Consider the following 19,554-nt stretch of genomic DNA (forward strand, 5'->3'; position numbering starts at 1 on the left):
TCTAGTGGGTATTGTTTTCTCCCGCGCGGCAGTCACGTTAGGGTAGGGGAATGCGCCTTGTGATTGCTGAATGCACTGTTGACTATGTCGGTCGCTTGAATGCCCATCTGCCTCATGCCCCGCGCTTGCTGTTGGTGAAAGCAGATGGGTCAGTTTCTGTGCATGCCGACGACCGTGCATATAAGCCTCTGAACTGGATGACACCGCCGTGCACGCTGACGGAGAAGGATATTCTCGACGAGTCGGGGGAAGACACTGGTGAAAAGCTCTGGGTCGTTGAGAATAAGAAGGGCGAGCAACTTCGTATCACTATCGGCAAGGTGCTGGCTGATAGCACGTACGAACTGGGAGAGGACCCTGGCCTGGAGAAGGACGGGGTAGAAGCGCATCTACAGGAACTGCTTGCAGATCAGTTCACAACGTTTGGCGAGGGCTACACCCTGATTAGGCGCGAATACCCAACCCCGATCGGACCGGTGGACCTGCTTGGCCGCGATGAAAACGGCGCCACCGTTGCAGTCGAGGTTAAGCGTCGGGGCGGTATCGATGGCGTTGAGCAGCTAACCCGTTACTTGGAGATGCTGAACCGCGATGAGCTGCTGGCACCGGTGGAAGGGATTTTTGCTGCCCAGGAGATTAAGCCACAGGCCAAGACTCTGGCAGAGGATCGTGGGATTCGCTGTGTGACCGTGGATTACGACGCCCTGCGTGGCCTGGAGTCCAATGAATTGCGGTTGTTCTAGCCATGCCTAGGCGAAACCACAAGCGGCGCGGTAATCAACGAGGCAACCAACGCGGCGGGCGTAATAACCACGGCCAGAATCGCGGCAGCCTGCCCACATTTGGCAGTTCTTTCCAAAACACCCGCACTGAATCTGGGCCTGCCGGTTGGCAGGACGTGGACTTTGCGGTGCGTAACATCAGCGCTGGACAGTCGAACAAGGTTTATCGCTGTCCAGGGTGCGACCAGGAAATCATGCCCGGGACCTCGCACATCGTAGCTTGGCCGCAGGATTATGGTGCAGGCGCCGATGACCGGCGCCATTGGCACACTAACTGCTGGCGCAACAGAGCTCACCGCACTATCACGCGCCGCTGGGGATAGATTTACTTAGCCGGCTCAACGAGCTCCAGCAGGACGCCACCGGCATCCTTCGGGTGGATGAAGTTGATGCGCGAACCTGCGGTACCGATCTTCGGCTCCGGATACAGCACCCGGGTGCCCTGCTCCTTCAGGTGCGCCATCAGCGCCTCCAGATCAGTGACACGAACTGCGTACTGCTGGATTCCTGGACCCTTCTTGTCCAGGTACTTTGCAATCGTGGACTGGTCATTCAGTGGCGCGAGAATCTGAACCAGAGTGCCACCTTCAACCTTGTCGGCCGGGCCGACCATGGCCTCGTGGACACCCTGCTCTTCATTGACTTCATCGTGGTAGTTGATGAAACCAAGGTTTGCGCGGTACCACTCGATAGCGGCATCAAAATCCGGGACTGCGACGCCGACGTGATCAACAGCGACTACGTACTTATGGGGAACGGGAATCTGTGTCTCACTCATAGTTCCCAGGGTACTCGCTATTATCGGCGCCATGATTGTCGCATTTTCTGTTGCCCCCACTTTCTCCGATCCTGAGCAGGGAATGGCTGAGGCTGTTGCTGAAGCCGTGCGTGTTGTGCGCGAATCTGGCCTGCCCAACGAGACCAATGCCATGTTCACCCTTGTTGAAGGCGAATGGGATGAGGTGATGGATGTCATTAAGCGAGCCACGGAAGCAGTCAGCCGTGTCAGTCCGCGTACTTCTCTGGTCATCAAAGCGGACATTCGCAACGGATATACCGGGCAGCTGCGTGCGAAAGTGGATGCGGTCGAGGATGCGCTGAAAGCCACCGACTAGTCTCTTGTTCGGATTGGACACGTAGGCTCTACATAGGTCTTTACATAGGCTTTACGACGACACTGGAGAGGAACCCCTTTGACGATGCCAGCTGGACATGGTCACGCACATGGCCATTCTCATGGTCACTCGCATGGAGCACACGGTCACCGCGAGTGCTCGACTCCGCCGCCACCACCCGGCACGGTTGATTTGGAGCAGCTCCACCAGCGCGCCGAAGTCGAACGTAAGCGCCGAGAGGAGATCGAGCGGGCAACCAGTGATCAGGGAAATGGGCTTCCTCCTGTAGTTGAGATTGTCCCGCAGACCCTTGAGGCAGAAGTCGTTCTGCGCTCGGAGCAGGTCCCGGTTATTGTCTTGATCGGCATGGCTGGAGCAGCTGATTCGTTGCGTCTTCGGGCTGAGCTAGAAGGCATGGCCCGTGAGGCTAATTTGAACTGGATCCTGGCGTGGGCAGATGCTGAGGAGCATCCGCAGCTGGCCCAGGCATTCGGTGTGCAGGCAGTGCCGACAGTCACGGCTGTGGCTATGGGCAGTCCCATTGGCATGTTTGTCGGCGAGAAAACCAGGGATTGGCTGGAGCAGTGGCTGGCGCAGGTTATGGAGGCCACTCGGGGTCGTCTCAAGGGGTTGCCGGCGGGAACTCGTATGGCTGGGGAGGGCAGCGGGCCGGAGGCTCCGGAGCCGACTGACTTCTTCGGCAATCCCGTACCCACCGATGACCCGCGTTTGGAGCAGGCTGAAGAGTTGCTCGAGGAGGGCGATTTCGACGGAGCGTTGGAGCTGTATGACGCTATGCTGCAGTCCGAGCCCGCAAATCAGGGGCTGAAGCGCGCTCACGCGAATGTGTCCTTCTTCGCCCGCGCTGCCAAAATCGATCGCAGCGCAGATCCAATTGCAAAGGCCGACGCTGCGCCGAAGGACGTCGCGCTCGCCCTCGATGCCGCGGATGTCACGATGCTTGTCGACGATCCAGCGAAGGCGCTCGATTGTTTGTTGAAGTTGCTCCCGCAGGTGTTTGGCGATGACCGTGAGGCCATCAAGTCGCGTCTACTAGAGCTGCTTGTGCTATTCGATACCGCAGATCCAGTGGCATTGGATGCACGCCGGAGGATGGCTAGCGCACTGTACTAGGAGTACTGGACTAGGGGCACTGTACTAGGAGCCTGGAAAGCGCTCAGGCTCCTAGCTTGAAGCGTCGGTGTATGGCCAGTCATCCGGAGCCATGAAGTAGTAGACGCTGCCCATTACAGCGGCCATAAACGCCATTAGCAACAGGAAAAGTGTTGCTTTCATTGCCACATGACGCTCCGCATACCAGGCGTAAAAGGCGTCCAATTTTGCTGCCAACCAGATGTTCAGGCGACGTGTCGGCGGATGCACCAACGAGAGAATTCCCAGTGCAACAAAGATGCAGAGCCATCCGGGAGCAGGAGTTGGCAAAATGATAATGCCAACAATGAGCAATACGAAGCCTGCGACGAGAAGAACCGGGGAGAGTACCGGCCCATACCAGGTGTTGCGCATATGGGCATGGCGAATCTGCATGCGGTCCATCAAGCGATGTACCTTTTCCTTCATTGCGATTCACTTCCTCCGATTTTCGGTGCCGTGCGCTATTTCTAGCAGCGGTCTCGGACGAGGCATCGTTGAAGCATTAAGCATCAAATGTGCAGCTCAACTGCCTGGGTGCACCGTTGGACATTGATTCTTTTAATCATGTCTATATTTAATCCATTGTTGCACAAAAGCTGCGCCCCAGTGCAACGAGATTTTTCGGAAGGTGGTAATCTTCCAACAGTTCTCAGTGGTTTACAGCAGTTACCACTGCATCTCATCCACCTGTTCACCTCAGACAGTTCATACTGCGCTAGGTGCCTTTGGTCTTCAGTTTTCTGCAGCCAGGAGTTTTGCATGCGACTTCGCCCCAAAGCCCTTCGCGCTACTTCCGCCTCGGTCATTGTTGCGCTTTCGGCCTCGACTCTGTTGGCGGGGTGCACCATCGATGTCCCAAGCACCACCGGGTCCAAGGCCACCACTGCTACCACAAAACCTAATGCTCCAGATAACGGTTGGGATGCTTCCGAGGAAGTCACCTGGTCTGATGCACAGGACGTCCTCGATACTGCGGCTAAGAGTTTCTCCGACAACTATGGCATTGATTTAGGTGTCTATTTGCGTGTCATTGACGGTCCATACAAAGGGCTCACGGCGTCGGTAGGCGAGGATACGAAGGAGTACTCCGCATCGACCATCAAGGCTCCGTTAGTGGTTACTGCGCTGAAGAAATTCGGCGATGACCTAGACAAGACGGTGACGGTCGATTGGGACAATGGTGTTGGCGGAAGCGTGATTGGCCCTGGCCAATACACGCTCGACGGGCTGTTGCAGTACGTGATGCGGTATTCGGACAACACCGCGGCGAATGGGTTGATTGACGCTGTCGCTGGTTTCGACGAGGTCAACAAAACCATCAAGGAAGCCGGTGTTGATGACAAGCGCTACCACCTGGGCAACAAGTTCAACATCCCCAATCCCAGCGGTGATCGGTCCTGGTTTACTCCCTCTCAAGCTGCGCTGTTCATGGCACGTCTCCAGGAAGTGGCCGATGGCACCTCAAAGCACAACTTCATTACCAAGGACACGGCACAAACTGCATTGACCTACCTCACTTACGGTGGTTCGCAGAAGTTTGTGATGTACGTCGGCTCCGCAGTCCAGAAGACCGGTGACACTGCCGAGGGCGTTAATGACCACGGTATTTTGTACACCGCAGCCGGACCCATCGCTTACGCCATTACGACGCGCTTTGATGAGGTGCCGCTCAATGAGCTTACCGACGGCCTGCTCGGCCAGCTGGGTTCCCAAATAGCCCAGCTTCTGCCGGATTACAATCGCCTTGGTAAGGATGGCAAGCCACTGACTGCTAAGCAGGCTGCGACGTGGAGCGCGGATGAGGATGGCGACGGCATTCCGGATCGTATCGGAACCGACAGCATGGATGGATCCGGGTACATCGATGATTCAGATTCTGCGAATTACAACGAATCTTTGGAACCTGACTGGTTCAATCCGTTCCGAGGATAGGACCTGGATACGCTCCCCAAAACAAAATTGCCCGTGTGTCAGGTTTTCAGGCCGAAACTCAGGCCACTGAAAACCGTGCAACACGGGCAATTCCTATGTGATTGTCTTTTGTTTGGCTGGATTCGGGACTAGCCCTGCCACTTCAGCCAAACGGCGGTGTTGGCCGGCAGCACCAAATCAATCGAGTGAGCCTGGCCGTTCCAACCGTGCTCGACCGCGGTCACAGTACCGTTTTCACCGTAGCCGGAGCCCTCGTAACGCGATGCGTTTGTGTTCAGAATCTCCGTCCATTGGCCACCGCGCGGTACGCCAATCTTGTAGATTTCCTGCGTGGTTCCCGACAGGTTATAGACGCAGGCGACGACCGAGCCATCGGTGCCGTAACGGACAAAGGACACAACATTGTTTGTGGAATCATCCGCGTTAATCCACTGGAAGCCCTCTGGGCGGTCATCCTGGGTGTAGAACGCTGGGTTTTCCTTGTAGATGGCGTTGATGTCCTTAACCAGCAGCTGAATGCCGCGGTGGAATTCGCCGCTCCAACCTTCGAGGTTGTCCCAAGCCACGGACTCATCGTGGTTCCACTCGTGGTTCTGGCCAAGATCCTGACCCTGGAATAGAAGCTGCTTGCCCGGGTGCGCCCACATGAAGGTCAGGAAAGTACGTAGGCCTGCGGCCTTATCCCAATCGCCGCCCGGCATGCGCTCCCACAGCGAGCCCTTGCCGTGCACGACCTCGTCGTGGCTAATCGGCAGAATGAACTCTTCCGAGTAGGCGTAGACCATAGCGAAAGTGAGCTCATGGTGGTGGTAGGAGCGGTAAATCGGCTCCTTGCTGAAGTACTCCAGCGTGTCATTCATCCAGCCCATGTTCCACTTCATAGAGAAGCCCAAGCCACCGTGTTCGGTAGGTGCGGTCACCCCCGGCCAAGAAGTGGATTCTTCGGCCACGGTGAGGAAGCCCGGGTTGTGCTTGTGTACAGTGGCGTTGAATTCCTGCAGGAACTGAACAGCATCGAGGTTTTCACGGCCACCGTACTGGTTCGGCAGCCACTCGCCTTCATTGCGGGAGTAGTCCAGGTACAGCATGGAAGCCACTGCGTCGACGCGCAGACCGTCGATGTGGAACTCTTCTGCCCAGTACAGTGCGTTGGCGTAGAGGAAGTTGCGTACCTCGTTGCGGCCGAAGTCGAAAACGTAGGTGCCCCAGTCGCGCTGCTCGCCGCGACGCCAGTCCGGGTGCTCGTAGCAAGCCGTGCCATCGAAGCGGGCAAGTGCGAACTCGTCCTTCGGGAAGTGCCCCGGAACCCAGTCCATGATGACACCGATGCCAGCGGCGTGGAAGGCATCAACTAGACCGCGAAACTGGTCTGGGGTGCCGAAGCGACTGGTCGGAGCGTAGTAGCCGGAAACCTGATAACCCCAGGAACCGGTGAACGGGTGCTCACATACTGGCATGAACTCCACGTGGGTGTAGCCCATGTCGACCACGTAGCGCACCAGCTTCTCCGCCATAACTTCGTAGCTCAGGCCCTGCTTCCAGGAACCCAAGTGGACCTCGTAGATAGAGATGGGCTCTTCGGTCCAGTCTGTGTTGGCGCGCTTTTCCATCCACGCTTGGTCACCCCAGGTGTAGTCGGAGGTCGCGACAATCGACCCGGTAGCCGGTGGGAGCTCAGCAGCACGCGCCATCGGGTCGGCCTTATCGCGGCGCTGTCCCTCCGGTGTCGTGATGGCGAACTTGTAGACTTCGCCCTCACCCACACCCGGGATGAACAGCTCCCAGATACCTGCACCACCCATAGAGCGCATTGGGTACTGCGCGCCGTTCCACATACAGAAGTCACCGACCACGGCTACGCCACGTGCGTTCGGAGCCCAGACCGTAAACGAGGTGCCTTCGACCGTACCCAGCTCTGTGTCGTAACTGCGAAGGTGAGCACCGAGAACCTTCCACAGTTCCTCATGACGTCCTTCGCCGATTAGGTGCAGGTCACCAGCGCCAATAGTGGGGAGGAAACGGTAGCCGTCGGCACGCTCTACGGTTTCGCCGGAGTCCCACGTAATGCGCAGGCGGTAGTCGAAGTCATCGCCGCCTGGGACGAGGGCGGTGAAGAAACCGTCGCCCAGGTTCTCCGCTTCAAACTCGCCGCGCGTGCTGACGACAGTAACTGCCTGAGCGCCGAAGACCCTCGTGCGAATAACCGTGTCACCGTCCACGACGTGTGCGCCGTAGATGCTGTGCGGATCGTGATGGGTGCAGTAGCGCAGGCGATCCATATCGCCGGAATCAATTGCGAGGCGGGGATCTGTGTGGGCTCCCATGGAAGGTCCTTCCGAAGCGTTTCTAGGTAGGTGAATGTGAAGTTGTTGAGTTCAGTTCTAAAGAAATAGAGGGAGGTAGGGGACAGTGGGCTGCTAACTCACCCGCCAGCCTAACGACGAATCGTTGCGACAGTGGTCAGGTCAGCGGCCCACTAACCCCGAAAGTTCCCAGCAAGCGTTCTAGCCCTCGTAGTCGGGGACGTCGCGCCAAGCCAACTTGTGGCGGAGCTTGACATCGATTTCCGGCAGCTTGATGATGTGCGCAACGTTTTCCCACGGTGCCAGGCGGACGTAGTTGTCCTTGCCCCAGTTGAACTGGTTGCCGGTAATCAGGTCAGTGACATCCATGCGGTCGTGGTTGCGGAGCCCAATGCGATCCATGTCGAGGTGCACGGTAGCTTCCTGGGCATTCCACGGATCGAGGTTGAGAACAACGAGGATGGCATCGCCGGTGACCGGATCGAGCTTCGAGTAAGCCAGCAGGTTGTCATTGTCGATGTCGTGGAAGTGCAGGTTGCGCAGCTGCTGCAGAGCCGGGTGCTCGCGGCGAATCTTGTTCAGCGTGGCAATGAACGGCTCCAGCGAGTTGCCGGTGGCCAGTGCCTGGTCGTAATCGCGGCTGCGGAGCTGGTACTTCTCGCTGTCGAGGTACTCCTCGGAGCCCTCCTTGACCGGAACGTTTTCAAACAGCTCGAAGCCGGAGTACATGCCCCACAGCGGAGATAGGGTGGAAGCCAGCGCGGCGCGGATGGCGAAGGCTCCACGGCCGCCCTTGACCAGGAAGTCATGCAGAATATCTGGGGTATTGACCCATAGGGATGGGCGAGCGATGTCCGCATGGCGGGTAATCTCCTCGCCGAATTCGGTCAGCTCTTCCTTCGTAGTCTTCCACGGGAAGTAGATGTAGGACTGAGTGAAGCCAGCCTTGGCCAGACCGTAGAGACGGGCTGGGGCGGTGAAGGCCTCGGCGAGGAAGATGACCTCCGGGTTGGTTTCGTGAACGGTTTCAATCAGCCATTCCCAGAAGTTGCCCGGCTTGGTGTGGGGGTTATCCACGCGGAAGACCTTGACTCCACGCTTGACCCAAAACTTCACTACACGCAGAACCTCTGCGTACAGGCCCTTGGCATCGTTGTCGAAATTCAGCGGGTAGATGTCCTGGTACTTCTTCGGCGGATTCTCGGCGTAGGCAATGGTGCCGTCCGGCAGCACGGTGAACCACTCCGGGTGAGCCTTAGCCCAGGGGTGGTCCGGTGCACACTGGAGCGCTAGGTCGATAGCGACCTCGAGGTCGCGCTCCTTAGCAGCCTTGATGAATTCCTTGAAGTCCTTTTCGTCACCGAGGCTCGGGTGGATGGCGTCGTGGCCACCTTCTGCGGAGCCGATAGCCCACGGAGATCCGACATCGCCCGGTTCCGGGGTCAGGGTGTTGTTGCGACCCTTGCGATTGATTTCACCGATTGGGTGAATCGGGGGCAGATAGACCGTGTCGAAGCCCATGCGCTGAGCGCGATCAAGCTGTGCAACCGCAGTCTTGAATGTGCCGTGCAGCAGCTCGCCATTTTCGCCGTAACCACCGTTGGAACGAGGGAAGAACTCATACCAAGAGGAGTACAGGGCTTCGCGGCGGTCAACCTTGATCTTGCGGGTCTTTCCGCGGGTCAAAAGGTCGCGCACCGGGTGCGCCTGCAAAATGGCGCGGGTCTCGTCGGAAAGCGCGGCTGCAATGCGGGCGCGAAGATCGCCGTCGCCGCGCAGACCTGCGGCGATGGAGCGTAGGTGGTTGCGGTGGATAGCAGCGGCACCAGCGGCGGCGCGGTCGAAGAGAGCGGCGCCAATTTCTAGATCATTAGCGAGTTCAGCTTCGCTCTGACCGGCCTCGAACTTCTTGGTGATAGCGTTGCGCCACGTTGCCATCGGGTCGGACCAGGCATCAATGCGAATGGTCCACAGCCCGGGAACATCTGGGACGAAGGTGGCATTGACCTGATTTGGATCATGGTCAGAAAAGTGCATTGGGATGCGCTGTGAGCGGGAAGCAAAAGCTGATTCCTTCGGCCCCTTGACGTTGAGCGTAGCGTTCATCGCGTCGTGGCCTTCTCGCCAAATGACGGCGAAGGTTGGGACGACTTCACCCACTACGGCCTTCGATGGAGTTGCACCACCGTTGATTTGAGGACGGATGTCATCAATACCGATTCGACCAGTCATAAAAGACGTTCTCCTAATTGTCGGCGAGCTAGGTGAAAATCGAAGCAAAAGCCATCTCGAGTGAACTCGATTTGCTCTCTATCGAGGATAGTTGAGAATGTCCGAGCGCACATTTGGGCAAAGTTAGGGCACCATGGATGTGTGGCTGAATTGGAAGAAGACTTTAACGAAGATTTGCTACTCGACTTTCGCGACGTAAACCTCATCCGTGGTGGCCGTACGCTGGTCGGGCCGGTCGATTGGCAAGTAGAACTTGACGAACGCTGGGTCATCATGGGGCCGAACGGTGCAGGCAAAACTTCTTTGATGCGCATTGCTGCAGCGGAGGAGTTCCCGTCTTCAGGGGTGGCCCATGTGATGGGCGAGCAGATTGGGCGCACCGACATGCGTGATCTGCGCACCATGATTGGTTTGACATCATCGTCGATTGCTCACCGCATTCCCAATGACGAAAAGGTCGCGGACCTTGTTATTTCCGCCAGTTACTCCGTCCTGGGGCGCTGGCGTGAGACCTATGAAGAGATGGATTTCGAACAGCTCTCCGAGATTCTCGAGCGCATGGGTGCTGAGCATCTTGCAGACCGCACCTGGGGCACTCTCAGTGAGGGAGAGCGCAAGCGCGTACTCATCGCACGAGCCATGATGGTCAACCCCGAATTGCTGCTTCTCGACGAGCCGGGAGCCGGACTCGACCTCGGCGGTCGCGAGGACCTCGTCGGTTACTTAGGCGAACTCGCACTCGACCCGGATGCGCCGGCGATGGTGATGATTACGCACCACCCGGAAGAAATTCCGTACGGCTTCACCCATGCGATGCTCCTCGACGAAGGCAATGTCATCGCACAGGGGCTTATTGACGACGTCCTGACCAGTGAGAACCTGACCAAGGCTTTCCACCAGGAAATCGTCGTCGATCGCATCGATGATCGCTACTTTGCGCGCCGGGCACGGCCTGCTGGAAAGCACCGGAAGAAGTAGACGCTCATGGCGGTTCCGACACCTGAAACCCCGAATACACCCGCGTCGCCGAAACTGGCTGCGACTGTGTTGCTGCTCCGCGACACCCACTGCGGGCTCGAGGTCTACGTTCAAGAACGCGTATCCTCAATGCGTTTTGCGGCCAACATGACCGTGTTCCCCGGCGGTGGAGTAGACCGGCGTGATTTCCCCGCTGTCGCGAATGAGGGCATGGCCGTGACCGAGCCGTCGGAAGCCGACCCCGAGTCGCGGATCGCGCAGGCTTTTAACGTCGACCGCGTGCGGGCGCACGCGCTCACCTGCGCGGCCGTGCGTGAGACCTTTGAGGAAACAGGCACTCTGTTGGTTCGCGATGCTGGCGGTGAGATTGTCGCAGATGCCCACCGCTTCCACCGTCAGCGACGACAGTTGGAAGCCCACGAGTTGTCATTGACGGATTTTCTTAGCAATGAAAATCTGGCGCTCGATGCCGAACTCGTCAGTCCTTGGGCTAACTGGGTGACACCCGAATCCAACCCCATTCGTTACGACACCTATTTCTTCCTCGCCGCGCTTCCCGACGGTCAAAGAGCCGACGGTGACACCTCTGAGGCATCATCTTCAGGTTGGTTCCGACCGACTACGATTTTGGATGGATGGCGCCGTGGGCTACTTGGCCTCATGCCTCCGACCTGGGCGCAACTGACTCGCTTGGACGGTGTCAGTACTGTGGCGGAGGCTCTCGAGGCGGCCAGAAACACTCCGGTGCGACGCACCAGTAGTGACTTCCTCGGGGAACCTTTTATGGATGAGTACTTTGCCGTTGCCACCCACATGGGGCATTTGCGCAAAGGTATGAACCGTTAGCCGACTACTCAACCCCCGTTAACCGGCTGATCCCTAGTTGGAAGGAGATAACGAGTGTCCCTGTCCGCTGCAGAGGTGGCCGCTGTTGCTGCTCACCCGGAGTGGCTAGATGAGGCCGACCAGCTCGCGCTCACTAAAAAGTCTCTGATTGCAGACTCCGCGCATCTACGCCAACACTGTGGCGAGTTTGGTCGCGCGGTCATTGAAGTCGCGGCAGCTCGGCGTTCTGCGGTCAGCAAACTGCCAGGGGACTGGATCTTCTCTTCCGAAGCAGCGCAACAGGCCACGCCCTTTGTCGTCGCGCTGGCTCGCGCTCGTAGGCTTGCGCATCTCGGTGTCGAATCAGTGGCCGATGTGACCTGCTCCATTGGTACTGAGGTGGCAGCAATTGACCACGAGGGCCTGACCGTTGTCGGGTCTGATCTCGACCTTGCGCGGCTGGCCATGGCGCGGCATAACGTCGGCAAGAACATTTTCGCGCAGGCCGATGCTTTGCAACCGACCTTTGACGCACCCGTCATTGTCGCTGACCCTGCACGCCGCTCCGGTGGTCGCAGGATCACCAACCCGGAGGACTTGCTCCCATCGCTGCCGGCGCTCATAGCCGCCTGGCCCGACAAAGAACTAGCTATCAAATGTGCGCCGGGCCTCGACTTCAGCGAGTGGAGCGGGGAAGTGGCTGTCACTTCGGTGGACGGTGCGGTCAAGGAGGCATGTCTATATACGCCGGGGTTGGCCGGAGTTACCGATGGGCAATCCGTAACGCGATCGGCGATGGTTATCCGGACCGTCGATAAGCACAGGCCGTTAGAGTTGTCGGCGGTGGACGTGCAGACCTACGACGACACCATGCCTGACGACGTCGATGTGCGCGCTGCCGGTCGGTACATCATTGATCCGGATGGGGCGATTGTGCGCGCCGGGCTGGTGCGGCATTTTGCGGCGGCGCATGGGCTGTGGCAGCTCGATGAGCGGATTGCGCACGTCAGTGGCGATGTTTTGCCGCAGGGGATTGCCGGGTTCGAAGTTATTGAGCAAGTGGGGTTGAAGCAGGTTCGCAAGGCACTGGCAGCGTTGGATTGCGGATCGGTGGAAATTCTCGTGCGCGGCGTAGACGTCAACCCCGACGCGTTGCGCAAGCAGTGGAAACTTAAGGGCTCCAGGGCATTGGCGGTGGCGGTCACGCGCATCGGAAGGAGCGCGACGGCGTTTATCTGTCAGCCCCGGGAGATCGGTTAAGGACCGCTTTACGACGGAAAACTGGTGGGGGTAGCCCGTTGGGGATCGGTGTTTGCTGTTGGCGAATACTGCGGAGACAGCTGCAGTTGATTGCGTACTATTAACGTCTGACATGCGGAAATAGCATGTTGGCGGGCGGGCTGTGCTCGTGGTGTAGAAAAAAATTTAAAAAAATAACGACATTGTTATCTGGATCACCTTCGCATTGGCGACAGGTTCTGTTATCTTCAACACAGACGACCTAGAGCGTGGCCTGGTTCACTTTATTGTGAGGCGGCTTGCGAAGTAAGGTCAGATAAACGTTCACCAGTAATCAACCAGTAAGGACGACAGAAAAATGCCGAACATCGTGGTTCTGGTCAAGCAGGTTCCGGACACCTGGTCCGAGCGTAAGCTCACCGATGACAAGTTTGTCCTCGATCGTGAGTCTGCAGACGCAGTTCTCGACGAAATTAATGAGAACGCTGTTGAGGCTGCCCTGCAGCTGAAGGAAGAGCACGGCGGAAACGTTACCGTCGCAACTGTTGGCCCGGATCGTGCCATCGAGGCACTGCGCAAGGCTCTGTCCATGGGCGCAGACGACGCCGTCATTCTTTCGGACGACGCACTTGAAGGTTCCGACGCTGTTCAGACCGCATGGGCTCTGTCCAACGTCATTGACACCCTCGAAGATGTTGACCTCATCGTCACCGGTAACGCCTCCACCGACGGTGGCACCGCTTCCGTCCCGGCTATCCTCGGTGTCTACCGCGACCTCCCGGTTCTGACTCACCTGCGTTCCGTCGCTATCGACGGTGACTCCATCACCGGTGAGCGCGAGGTCGAAGACGGCATCTACCAGCTCAAGGCATCCCTGCCGGCAGTCGTTTCCGTCACTGAGAAGGCTAACAGCCCGCGCTTCGCATCCTTCAAGGGCATCATGGCCGCTAAGAAGAAGCCGGTCACCGAGCTGACTCTGGACGATGTTGCTGCTGAGGCAGAGCAGGTTGGTCTCGAAAACGCTGCTACCGGTGTCACTGGCTCCACTCCGAAGCCGGCTAAGACCGCTGGTGAGCGCATTAACGATGAGGGAGACGGCGGCGCCAAGCTGGCCGAGTACCTCAAGGCCCAGAAGTTCATCTAAGGCGCTTGACGCGAATAGAAGACAAATAGAGATACAAGTAGGAGAAAGATCACTATGACCGACGTCCTCGTTCTCGTCGAGCACGCAAATGGCGAGCTGAAGAACACCACCGCTGAACTGCTGACCGCTGCTTCCGCATTCGGCACCCCGGCCGCAGTTGTCGTGGGTACCCCGGGTACCGCTGCTGGCTTCGCAGACACCCTGGCCTCCTACGGCGCCGGCGAGATTCTCGCTGCTGAGTCCGACGATGCCGACAAGTACCTGATCACCCCTGAGGTTGACGTTCTCGTCGGCCTGGCCTCCGAGCGTGAGGTTCCGGTGCTGGTTTCCGCTTCCGCAACCGGCAAGGAAATCGCTGGCCGCGTCGCTGCGCTGACCGGTTCCGGTCTGCTGTCCGACGTTGTTGCTATCAACGATGACGCTTCCGTTAAGTACTCCATCTTCGGTGGCGAGTACATCGTTGACGGTGTCGGCTACGGCGCATCCCCGGTCTACGCTCTGCGTCCGGGCTCCGTTGACCCGGAGGAGAAGTCCGGTTCCGCTGACGTTACCGAGATTGCATTCCCAGAGATCGGCAACAACGCTGTCGAGATCGTTTCCTTTGCGCCGGCTGAGGGCGGCGACCGTCCGGAGCTGACCGAGGCTAAGCTGGTTGTTTCCGGTGGCCGCGGTGTCGCATCCGAGGATGGCTTCAAGAACGTTGTTGAGCCGCTGGCAGACGTTCTCGGCGCAGCTGTTGGTGCTTCCCGTGCTGCTGTTGACGCTGGCTACTACCCGGGTCAGTTCCAGGTTGGCCAGACCGGTAAGACCGTTTCCCCGGACCTCTACGTTGCTCTGGGTATTTCCGGTGCTATCCAGCACAAGGCAGGTATGCAGACCTCCAAGACCATCGTTGTGGTCAACAAGGACGAAGAGGCTCCGCTGTTCGAGATTGCTGACTTCGGTGTCGTCGGTGACCTGTTCGACGTTGTCCCGCAGGCTATCGAGAACCTGAAGTAATACGCACTTGCCTTAAGGCTGCTAGTTGCGTAAGGCTGCTGGCCGAGAGTCAACTCGGCTAGCAACTACCCGCTCGGGGTGGGCACAGATTTCCTGTCTGTTCCCGCTCCGAGCATTTTTTGGTCCTACTCATCTGTTCGTGCAGACAGTGAGGTTTAACTATGGCGGATAGTGAGCATAAGGCGCACGCAGCGTTATACTGCCTGCATGCTTAATGACCACATCGTTGCCGCTCCGGACGAGAAGAGTGAAATGAAGTCTGCTGCGAAGACCCGTCACTTTGTGGATCATGCCGCGACTACACCATTGCGCCCAGAAGCGCGCACGGCAATGGTCGAGAACCTAGGTCTGGCCAACCCCTCGGGGCAGTACGCCACCGCACGCATTGCGAAAAAGGTTCTGGAAGAGTCCCGAGAAGAAATTGCAGAGCTGCTCGGTGCCGATCCCATCGAGGTAGTTTTTACTTCCGGTGGAACTGAGGCCGACAATCTAGCGATTTCAGGCCTGTACTTCAAGGCCTCTGGCTCGGACATTGTGGTTCCACCAATCGAGCACGATGCAGTGTTGAAGACATGTCACCATCTGGAAAAGGAACACTGGGCCAAGATTGTTGAGGCTCCTGTAGGTGCTGATGGTCGCGTTGACATGGTGCAGTTCCCGGAGATTAGTCGGCAGAACACCGCGCTGGTGACGTGCATGTGGGCGAACAATGAGACCGGCACCATCCAGCCGGTGGAGGAGATTGCCAAGCGGGCGAAGGAGGCTCGCGTGCCTTTCCATATCGATGCTGTGCAGGCAGCCGGACATCTGCCAATTGATTTCCACGCAAGTGGCGCCACTACAATGGCCATCTCCGCGCACAAGTTCGGCGGTCCCCGTGGGATTGGGGCGCTGCTTGTTCGTCGTGAAGCGAAACTTACCCCGCATAACAACGGCGGCGGGCAGGAACGCGGACTGCGTTCGGGCACGCAGGACGTGGCGTCGGCGGCGGGCATGGCGGCAGGACTGCGCGCGGCGGTGGACGCGATGGCGACGGACAATGAACGAATCCGCGGTCTGACGCAGCAGCTCATCAGGGCAATCGTGCACATCGACGGTGCGATTATCCACACCAGCGAGCTCGCTTTGCCGGGGCACGTCTACGCTAGCTTCCCGGGCGCGGAGGCCGATAGTTTGATCATGCTGTTCGATGCGGCGGGAATTGACTGCTCTACGGGATCGGCATGTAGCGCGGGCGTTAACCGTCCCTCGCACGTGCTGATGGCGATGGGCGTTTCGGAGCCGGAAGCGCGGTCGTCGATTCGTTTTACGCTGGGGTACACCTCGACGCAGGCGGATGTCGACGCCGTCATTTCGGCGCTGCCGGAAACGGTCGAGCGGGCGCGGCGTGCGGGCATGGCTTAGTTTTTGCCCCGTGGTGGTACGGTGACACGTGCACAAAATCTAGAGGGGAAAGGTTGCAACGCAATGCGAGTTCTTGCAGCAATGAGCGGTGGTGTGGATTCTTCCGTGGCTGCGGCGCGTGCATTGGCCGCAGGTCACGAGGTCGTCGGCGTGCACTTGGCGCTGTCGAAAGATCCGCAGTCCGTTCGCGCTGGATCCCGCGGCTGCTGTTCGCTAGAGGACTCCGGCGATGCCCGCCGCGTCTGCGATGAGCTGGGCATTCCTTTCTACGTCTGGGATTTCTCCGAGCGCTTCAAGGAAGAGGTCATGGATGACTTCTACGACTCCTACGAGCGCGGCGAGACGCCGAACCCATGCCTGCGCTGCAATGAACGCATCAAGTTCGCCGCTCTACTAGAGCGCGGCATCGCGCTCGGCTTCGACGCTGTGGTCACGGGGCACTACGCTTTGCTTGGCGACGACGGCCTGTTGCGCCGCGGCCGCGATGCGAAGAAGGACCAGTCCTATGTCCTGGGCGTGCTGGATCGCGAGCAGCTGCAGCGCTCGATGTTCCCGGTAGGAAACACCGAGAAGCCAGAGATTCGTGAAGAAGCCCGCGGGATGGGACTAGGCACTGCCAACAAGCCGGACTCTTACGACATCTGCTTCATCCCGGATGGCAATACCAAGGCGTTCCTGGGCGCGAAGATTGGCCGTCGCCCGGGCACCATTGTGGATAAGGAAACTGGCGACACCGTCGCTGAGCACGACGGTGTCTACGGTTTCACCATTGGTCAGCGCAAGGGGATTGGCCTGGCGGGGCCGATGCCGGATGGCAAGCCGCGCTATGTCACCGGCATTGATGCAGAGACCGGCACGGTGACAATCGGCACGGCTGCGGACTTGAATGTCAACGTGCTCGAGGCCGACCGTGCCATCTGGCTGGCCAACCCGGATGAGGTACTCGCTGCCTCGGAGGCCGGCAAGCTGCAGGTGCAGGTGCGTGCGCACGGTCGCCCCATCGACTGCCGCATTGAAGTGCTGGCAGGACCTGACGATGACGTCACCGGACGCGGTGGCGCCTTCCGGCTGCACCTGAGCGATCCGCTTCGTGGTGTCGCGCCTGGTCAGGCCGCTGTTTTGTACCACACTGACACTGCGGGCGACTACGTGCTGGGCTCCGGCACGATTGTCTCGACCGCCCGTGAAGAGGACTTGTCGTGACCTCCTTTGTCGGCCTTGGCCCGATGCCGGGCCGCAATCCACACGAGGCGGCAGAGATTGTCATTGGCGAATGCCTGGAAGGTCACCTCACGCTACCGACGTTGCCCGCCCGTGGGTTCGGCGCCGATGCCGTCGGTCGCACGGCCGCCCTCATGGCTGACCTCGTCGTCGACAGGGGAGCGCGCTCCTGGAAAGTCGCCGACCGTCGTGGTCGCGCGAGTGCCTTGGCCACTGATTATCTCCACCGAGACATCGACGCGTGCGAGGAAGCGTGGGGACGCACCCCGCAGAAAATTCGCCTGACCGCTCTCGGCCCATGGACGATGGCGACTTCGGTGGAAAATGCCGCAGGCCATCTCATCGCCGTTGACCGCGGCGCCGTGAAGTACTTCGCGCAGTCGTTGGCCGCGGGATTGGCTTCCCACATCGCCGATGTCCGTCGGCGTTTCGACAGCGACATCGAAGTACTTCTGGCAGAACCCGCACTCGGCGCAGTCGTACAGGGCAAAATCAAGGCCCCGTCCATGCTGATGGGCAACGCGGGTTATCTCCCCGCCCAGGGGCACCGCGAGATCGCGGAGATCTTCCTCGAAGTCACAGGGCCGCTGCGTGACGACGACATCGAAGTGACCATCGCGCTGTCGAGCCCCGATGGCCTGGCTGTTCAGGCCTTGGCGGATTCCGGTGCGGCCGGAGTGTGGCTACCTCGCAAAGAACTGACCACCACGCAGCAACTGGATTTTGCGGCTGCCGTGGTCGGTGCCGATATGTCCCTGGAGCTGGGTATTGTGCCAGTGACGGTCACGGAGCGAGAAGAGCACACGGGCGTCCCGGTGGCGACACCGGCTCGAGCACTCGCTGAGCAAGCAGCGCTGTTCTGGGATGAGCTGGGCTATTCGCGCCTACAGATTGCTGAGAGCCTGAATCTGGCGCCGATGGGCGGCTTTGCTGCCAGCTCCAATGAAGAAGCACAGGCGCAACTCGGCGCAGGCCGCAATGCCACGGAGCTTCTTCGTCGGGCAGCCGGTGACTTGGCTCGCGACGAATAGCGACCTTATTCCACCAGCGTATTGAGGTAGTCCGCGAAGTAGGGAAGTGTGAATTCCACGTATCCCGTCGACGCTGACACAATCAGCTCACGGTAAATCAGGTCATGGCGAAGCTGTGAGATGCCAGAGAGTTTGCGTCCCATGGTCTCTGCGATGACGCTCGTGGCCACGGGCTTTCCATTGGGGGAGAGGCGCGCCATCGCTTTGAGAAAATCAATCTGGCGAGGTGACACTTTCCGCAGGCTGGGCGCATGAACTTGCAGCCCGATGCGGCGGATGGATTCCGCTGCGGCATCCGAGACATGCTGAGCGGTAATGGTGTCCGAGTGGGCCAACCTGGCCTTCGCCCAAGCGACTGAGCCAATGGTCTGTATGAGATACGGGTAGCCGTGGCTGAGTTCAGCGGCCAGCTCGACGGCATCCTCGGTCATCGCGCGTTCGCCGAGTTCTGCAGTTCTGCGAATGATGTCCTTGGTGGTCTCCACGTCCAATCGGCCCAGAGACACGCGTTCGGCACGGCGTAAGAATGTTGCGCCCTCTAGCTGGAGCAAGTCTTCGATACCGCTGGGCAGCCCGGCTGCGACAAAGGCAATCTCCGCATCGTCGCGATTTAGGTCCTGGATTGCATGGGCAATTTCGTTGAGCTGTGCGGGGTCTGCACTTTGCACCTCGTCGAGAGTGAGCAAGATGCCGGATCCCTGTGGCATGAGGAGAGCCGAGAGATCCTGAAGTTGGCTGAGCAGATTCCTGCCGGGCTCGGGCTGAGAAGTGCTGACTTCCGTCTTAAACCCGCCAATGCCGGCGATGGACAGGCCGGTGAGGTGACGGCCCTTGCCCGTCGGTGCACTGTCAATGGCACTGAAAGCGCGCGGAATGGTGACATCGGTGAGCTCAGAAATCATTTCAGAGCCGATGTGAGCACGCAGCACAATCCATCCCAGTTGCTTTGCTGCGGCTTCAAACTCGTTGAGAAGTACCGTCTTGCCGATTCCGCGGGTACCGGAAATTAGCGCGGTTCGCCAGGGATTACCGGGGCCTTCCGCCAGAGCCAGCTCAAACGAGTCCAGCTCGACATCGCGCCCACCGATGATGGCCGGGGATCGGCCGAATGTGGGGTGGAAAGGATTGCGTGGGATGGAGATGGCCTTGTCGCTGCGAGTGGTCACGCATCAATCATAGCAATGGATAATCCAC

17 protein-coding genes are annotated in these 19,554 nt (G+C 58.9%); 12 read left to right on the top strand and 5 right to left on the bottom strand.

Annotation, left to right across the window (positions count from 1 at the left end):
* Nucleotides 1–50: 50 nt before the first annotated feature.
* The gene (gene nucS / locus CHU70_RS08295) at nucleotides 51–743 is read left to right on the top strand and encodes an endonuclease NucS (protein ID WP_005509457.1); all 693 of its coding nucleotides are present in this window, start codon (nucleotides 51–53) and stop codon (nucleotides 741–743) included.
* A gap of 364 nt (nucleotides 744–1,107) precedes the next feature.
* On the opposite strand, the gene mce is transcribed toward nucS, so the two are convergent.
* Nucleotides 1,108–1,560, bottom strand: a complete 453-nt coding sequence (mce, locus tag CHU70_RS08305; protein ID WP_005509354.1) for a methylmalonyl-CoA epimerase — start codon at nucleotides 1,558–1,560, stop codon at nucleotides 1,108–1,110.
* Between the two features lie 31 nt (nucleotides 1,561–1,591).
* Between mce and CHU70_RS08310 the strand changes: the two genes are divergently transcribed.
* Together CHU70_RS08310 and CHU70_RS08315 are read left to right on the top strand one after the other, a co-directional pair.
* Nucleotides 1,592–1,897 carry a thiamine-binding protein gene (locus CHU70_RS08310; RefSeq protein ID WP_049172056.1) on the top strand — a complete coding sequence of 102 codons (306 nt, stop codon included), beginning with the start codon at nucleotides 1,592–1,594 and terminating at the stop codon, nucleotides 1,895–1,897.
* Nucleotides 1,898–1,981: 84 nt separating this feature from the next.
* Nucleotides 1,982–3,031: a co-chaperone YbbN gene (locus CHU70_RS08315; protein WP_147719093.1), complete on the top strand. Its 1,050-nt coding sequence runs from the start codon at nucleotides 1,982–1,984 to the stop codon at nucleotides 3,029–3,031.
* Between the two features lie 51 nt (nucleotides 3,032–3,082).
* Here CHU70_RS08315 and CHU70_RS08320 read toward each other — a convergent pair whose 3' ends face one another.
* Nucleotides 3,083–3,478, bottom strand: coding sequence for a TIGR02611 family protein (locus CHU70_RS08320; RefSeq protein WP_016422463.1), 396 nt, complete (start codon nucleotides 3,476–3,478; stop codon nucleotides 3,083–3,085).
* Nucleotides 3,479–3,811: 333 nt separating this feature from the next.
* Here CHU70_RS08320 and CHU70_RS08325 point away from each other — a divergent pair, with 333 nt between their 5' ends.
* The gene (locus CHU70_RS08325) at nucleotides 3,812–4,984 is read left to right on the top strand and encodes a serine hydrolase (protein ID WP_070549674.1); all 1,173 of its coding nucleotides are present in this window, start codon (nucleotides 3,812–3,814) and stop codon (nucleotides 4,982–4,984) included.
* Between the two features lie 128 nt (nucleotides 4,985–5,112).
* Here the strand turns inward: CHU70_RS08325 and glgB are convergent, their stop codons facing one another.
* Nucleotides 5,113–7,308, bottom strand: a complete 2,196-nt coding sequence (gene glgB / locus CHU70_RS08330; protein ID WP_049190093.1) for a 1,4-alpha-glucan branching protein GlgB — start codon at nucleotides 7,306–7,308, stop codon at nucleotides 5,113–5,115.
* A gap of 180 nt (nucleotides 7,309–7,488) precedes the next feature.
* On the bottom strand, nucleotides 7,489–9,519 hold the full coding sequence (locus CHU70_RS08335; protein ID WP_049172064.1) for an alpha-1,4-glucan--maltose-1-phosphate maltosyltransferase: 2,031 nt from the start codon (nucleotides 9,517–9,519) through the stop codon (nucleotides 7,489–7,491).
* A 141-nt stretch (nucleotides 9,520–9,660) separates the two neighbouring features.
* On the opposite strand from CHU70_RS08335, the gene CHU70_RS08340 reads away from it, so the two are divergent.
* The 8 genes from CHU70_RS08340 to CHU70_RS08375 all read left to right on the top strand — a co-directional run bounded on the left by CHU70_RS08340 (nucleotide 9,661) and on the right by CHU70_RS08375 (nucleotide 18,360).
* Entirely contained in the window at nucleotides 9,661–10,497 is an 837-nt protein-coding gene (locus CHU70_RS08340) for an ABC transporter ATP-binding protein (RefSeq protein WP_048735276.1), read from the top strand.
* Nucleotides 10,498–10,503: 6 nt separating this feature from the next.
* A complete protein-coding gene (locus CHU70_RS08345; protein WP_070546741.1) occupies nucleotides 10,504–11,343 on the top strand; it encodes an NUDIX hydrolase in 840 nt (279 codons plus the stop codon).
* 54 nt (nucleotides 11,344–11,397) lie between these two features.
* Nucleotides 11,398–12,582 carry a THUMP-like domain-containing protein gene (locus CHU70_RS08350; protein ID WP_147719092.1) on the top strand — a complete coding sequence of 395 codons (1,185 nt, stop codon included), beginning with the start codon at nucleotides 11,398–11,400 and terminating at the stop codon, nucleotides 12,580–12,582.
* A gap of 337 nt (nucleotides 12,583–12,919) precedes the next feature.
* Nucleotides 12,920–13,705, top strand: coding sequence for an electron transfer flavoprotein subunit beta/FixA family protein (locus CHU70_RS08355; protein WP_049194091.1), 786 nt, complete (start codon nucleotides 12,920–12,922; stop codon nucleotides 13,703–13,705).
* Between the two features lie 54 nt (nucleotides 13,706–13,759).
* Nucleotides 13,760–14,704 carry an electron transfer flavoprotein subunit alpha/FixB family protein gene (locus tag CHU70_RS08360; RefSeq protein WP_016422471.1) on the top strand — a complete coding sequence of 315 codons (945 nt, stop codon included), beginning with the start codon at nucleotides 13,760–13,762 and terminating at the stop codon, nucleotides 14,702–14,704.
* A 252-nt stretch (nucleotides 14,705–14,956) separates the two neighbouring features.
* The gene (locus tag CHU70_RS08365) at nucleotides 14,957–16,108 is read left to right on the top strand and encodes a cysteine desulfurase family protein (RefSeq protein ID WP_048735387.1); all 1,152 of its coding nucleotides are present in this window, start codon (nucleotides 14,957–14,959) and stop codon (nucleotides 16,106–16,108) included.
* Between the two features lie 63 nt (nucleotides 16,109–16,171).
* Nucleotides 16,172–17,311, top strand: coding sequence for a tRNA 2-thiouridine(34) synthase MnmA (mnmA, locus tag CHU70_RS08370; RefSeq protein ID WP_048735286.1), 1,140 nt, complete (start codon nucleotides 16,172–16,174; stop codon nucleotides 17,309–17,311).
* The gene (locus tag CHU70_RS08375) at nucleotides 17,308–18,360 is read left to right on the top strand and encodes a methionine synthase (protein ID WP_070652911.1); all 1,053 of its coding nucleotides are present in this window, start codon (nucleotides 17,308–17,310) and stop codon (nucleotides 18,358–18,360) included. The genes mnmA and CHU70_RS08375 overlap by 4 nt, the downstream gene beginning before the upstream one ends.
* A 5-nt stretch (nucleotides 18,361–18,365) precedes the next feature.
* Here the strand turns inward: CHU70_RS08375 and CHU70_RS08380 are convergent, their stop codons facing one another.
* Nucleotides 18,366–19,526: an ATP-binding protein gene (locus tag CHU70_RS08380; protein WP_147719091.1), complete on the bottom strand. Its 1,161-nt coding sequence runs from the start codon at nucleotides 19,524–19,526 to the stop codon at nucleotides 18,366–18,368.
* Nucleotides 19,527–19,554 lie beyond the last annotated feature (28 nt).

The sequence above is a fragment of the Corynebacterium sp. LK10 genome, assembly GCF_008042455.1.
Lineage (GTDB): Bacteria > Actinomycetota > Actinomycetes > Mycobacteriales > Mycobacteriaceae > Corynebacterium > Corynebacterium jeikeium_D.

Excerpts from the sequence above, each read along its gene's own strand:
- CHU70_RS08315 (WP_147719093.1), top strand. The coding sequence starts at position 1,982 with ATGCCAGCTGGACATGGTCACGCACATGGCCATTCTCATGGTCACTCG.
- CHU70_RS08335 (WP_049172064.1), bottom strand. The coding sequence starts at position 9,519 with ATGACTGGTCGAATCGGTATTGATGACATCCGTCCTCAAATCAACGGT.
- CHU70_RS08320 (WP_016422463.1), bottom strand. The coding sequence starts at position 3,478 with ATGAAGGAAAAGGTACATCGCTTGATGGACCGCATGCAGATTCGCCAT.
- CHU70_RS08345 (WP_070546741.1), top strand. The coding sequence starts at position 10,504 with ATGGCGGTTCCGACACCTGAAACCCCGAATACACCCGCGTCGCCGAAA.
- CHU70_RS08310 (WP_049172056.1), top strand. The coding sequence starts at position 1,592 with ATGATTGTCGCATTTTCTGTTGCCCCCACTTTCTCCGATCCTGAGCAG.
- CHU70_RS08365 (WP_048735387.1), top strand. The coding sequence starts at position 14,957 with ATGAAGTCTGCTGCGAAGACCCGTCACTTTGTGGATCATGCCGCGACT.
- CHU70_RS08355 (WP_049194091.1), top strand. The coding sequence starts at position 12,920 with ATGCCGAACATCGTGGTTCTGGTCAAGCAGGTTCCGGACACCTGGTCC.
- glgB (WP_049190093.1), bottom strand. The coding sequence starts at position 7,308 with ATGGGAGCCCACACAGATCCCCGCCTCGCAATTGATTCCGGCGATATG.
- nucS (WP_005509457.1), top strand. The coding sequence starts at position 51 with ATGCGCCTTGTGATTGCTGAATGCACTGTTGACTATGTCGGTCGCTTG.
- mce (WP_005509354.1), bottom strand. The coding sequence starts at position 1,560 with ATGAGTGAGACACAGATTCCCGTTCCCCATAAGTACGTAGTCGCTGTT.
- mnmA (WP_048735286.1), top strand. The coding sequence starts at position 16,172 with ATGCGAGTTCTTGCAGCAATGAGCGGTGGTGTGGATTCTTCCGTGGCT.
- CHU70_RS08325 (WP_070549674.1), top strand. The coding sequence starts at position 3,812 with ATGCGACTTCGCCCCAAAGCCCTTCGCGCTACTTCCGCCTCGGTCATT.
- CHU70_RS08360 (WP_016422471.1), top strand. The coding sequence starts at position 13,760 with ATGACCGACGTCCTCGTTCTCGTCGAGCACGCAAATGGCGAGCTGAAG.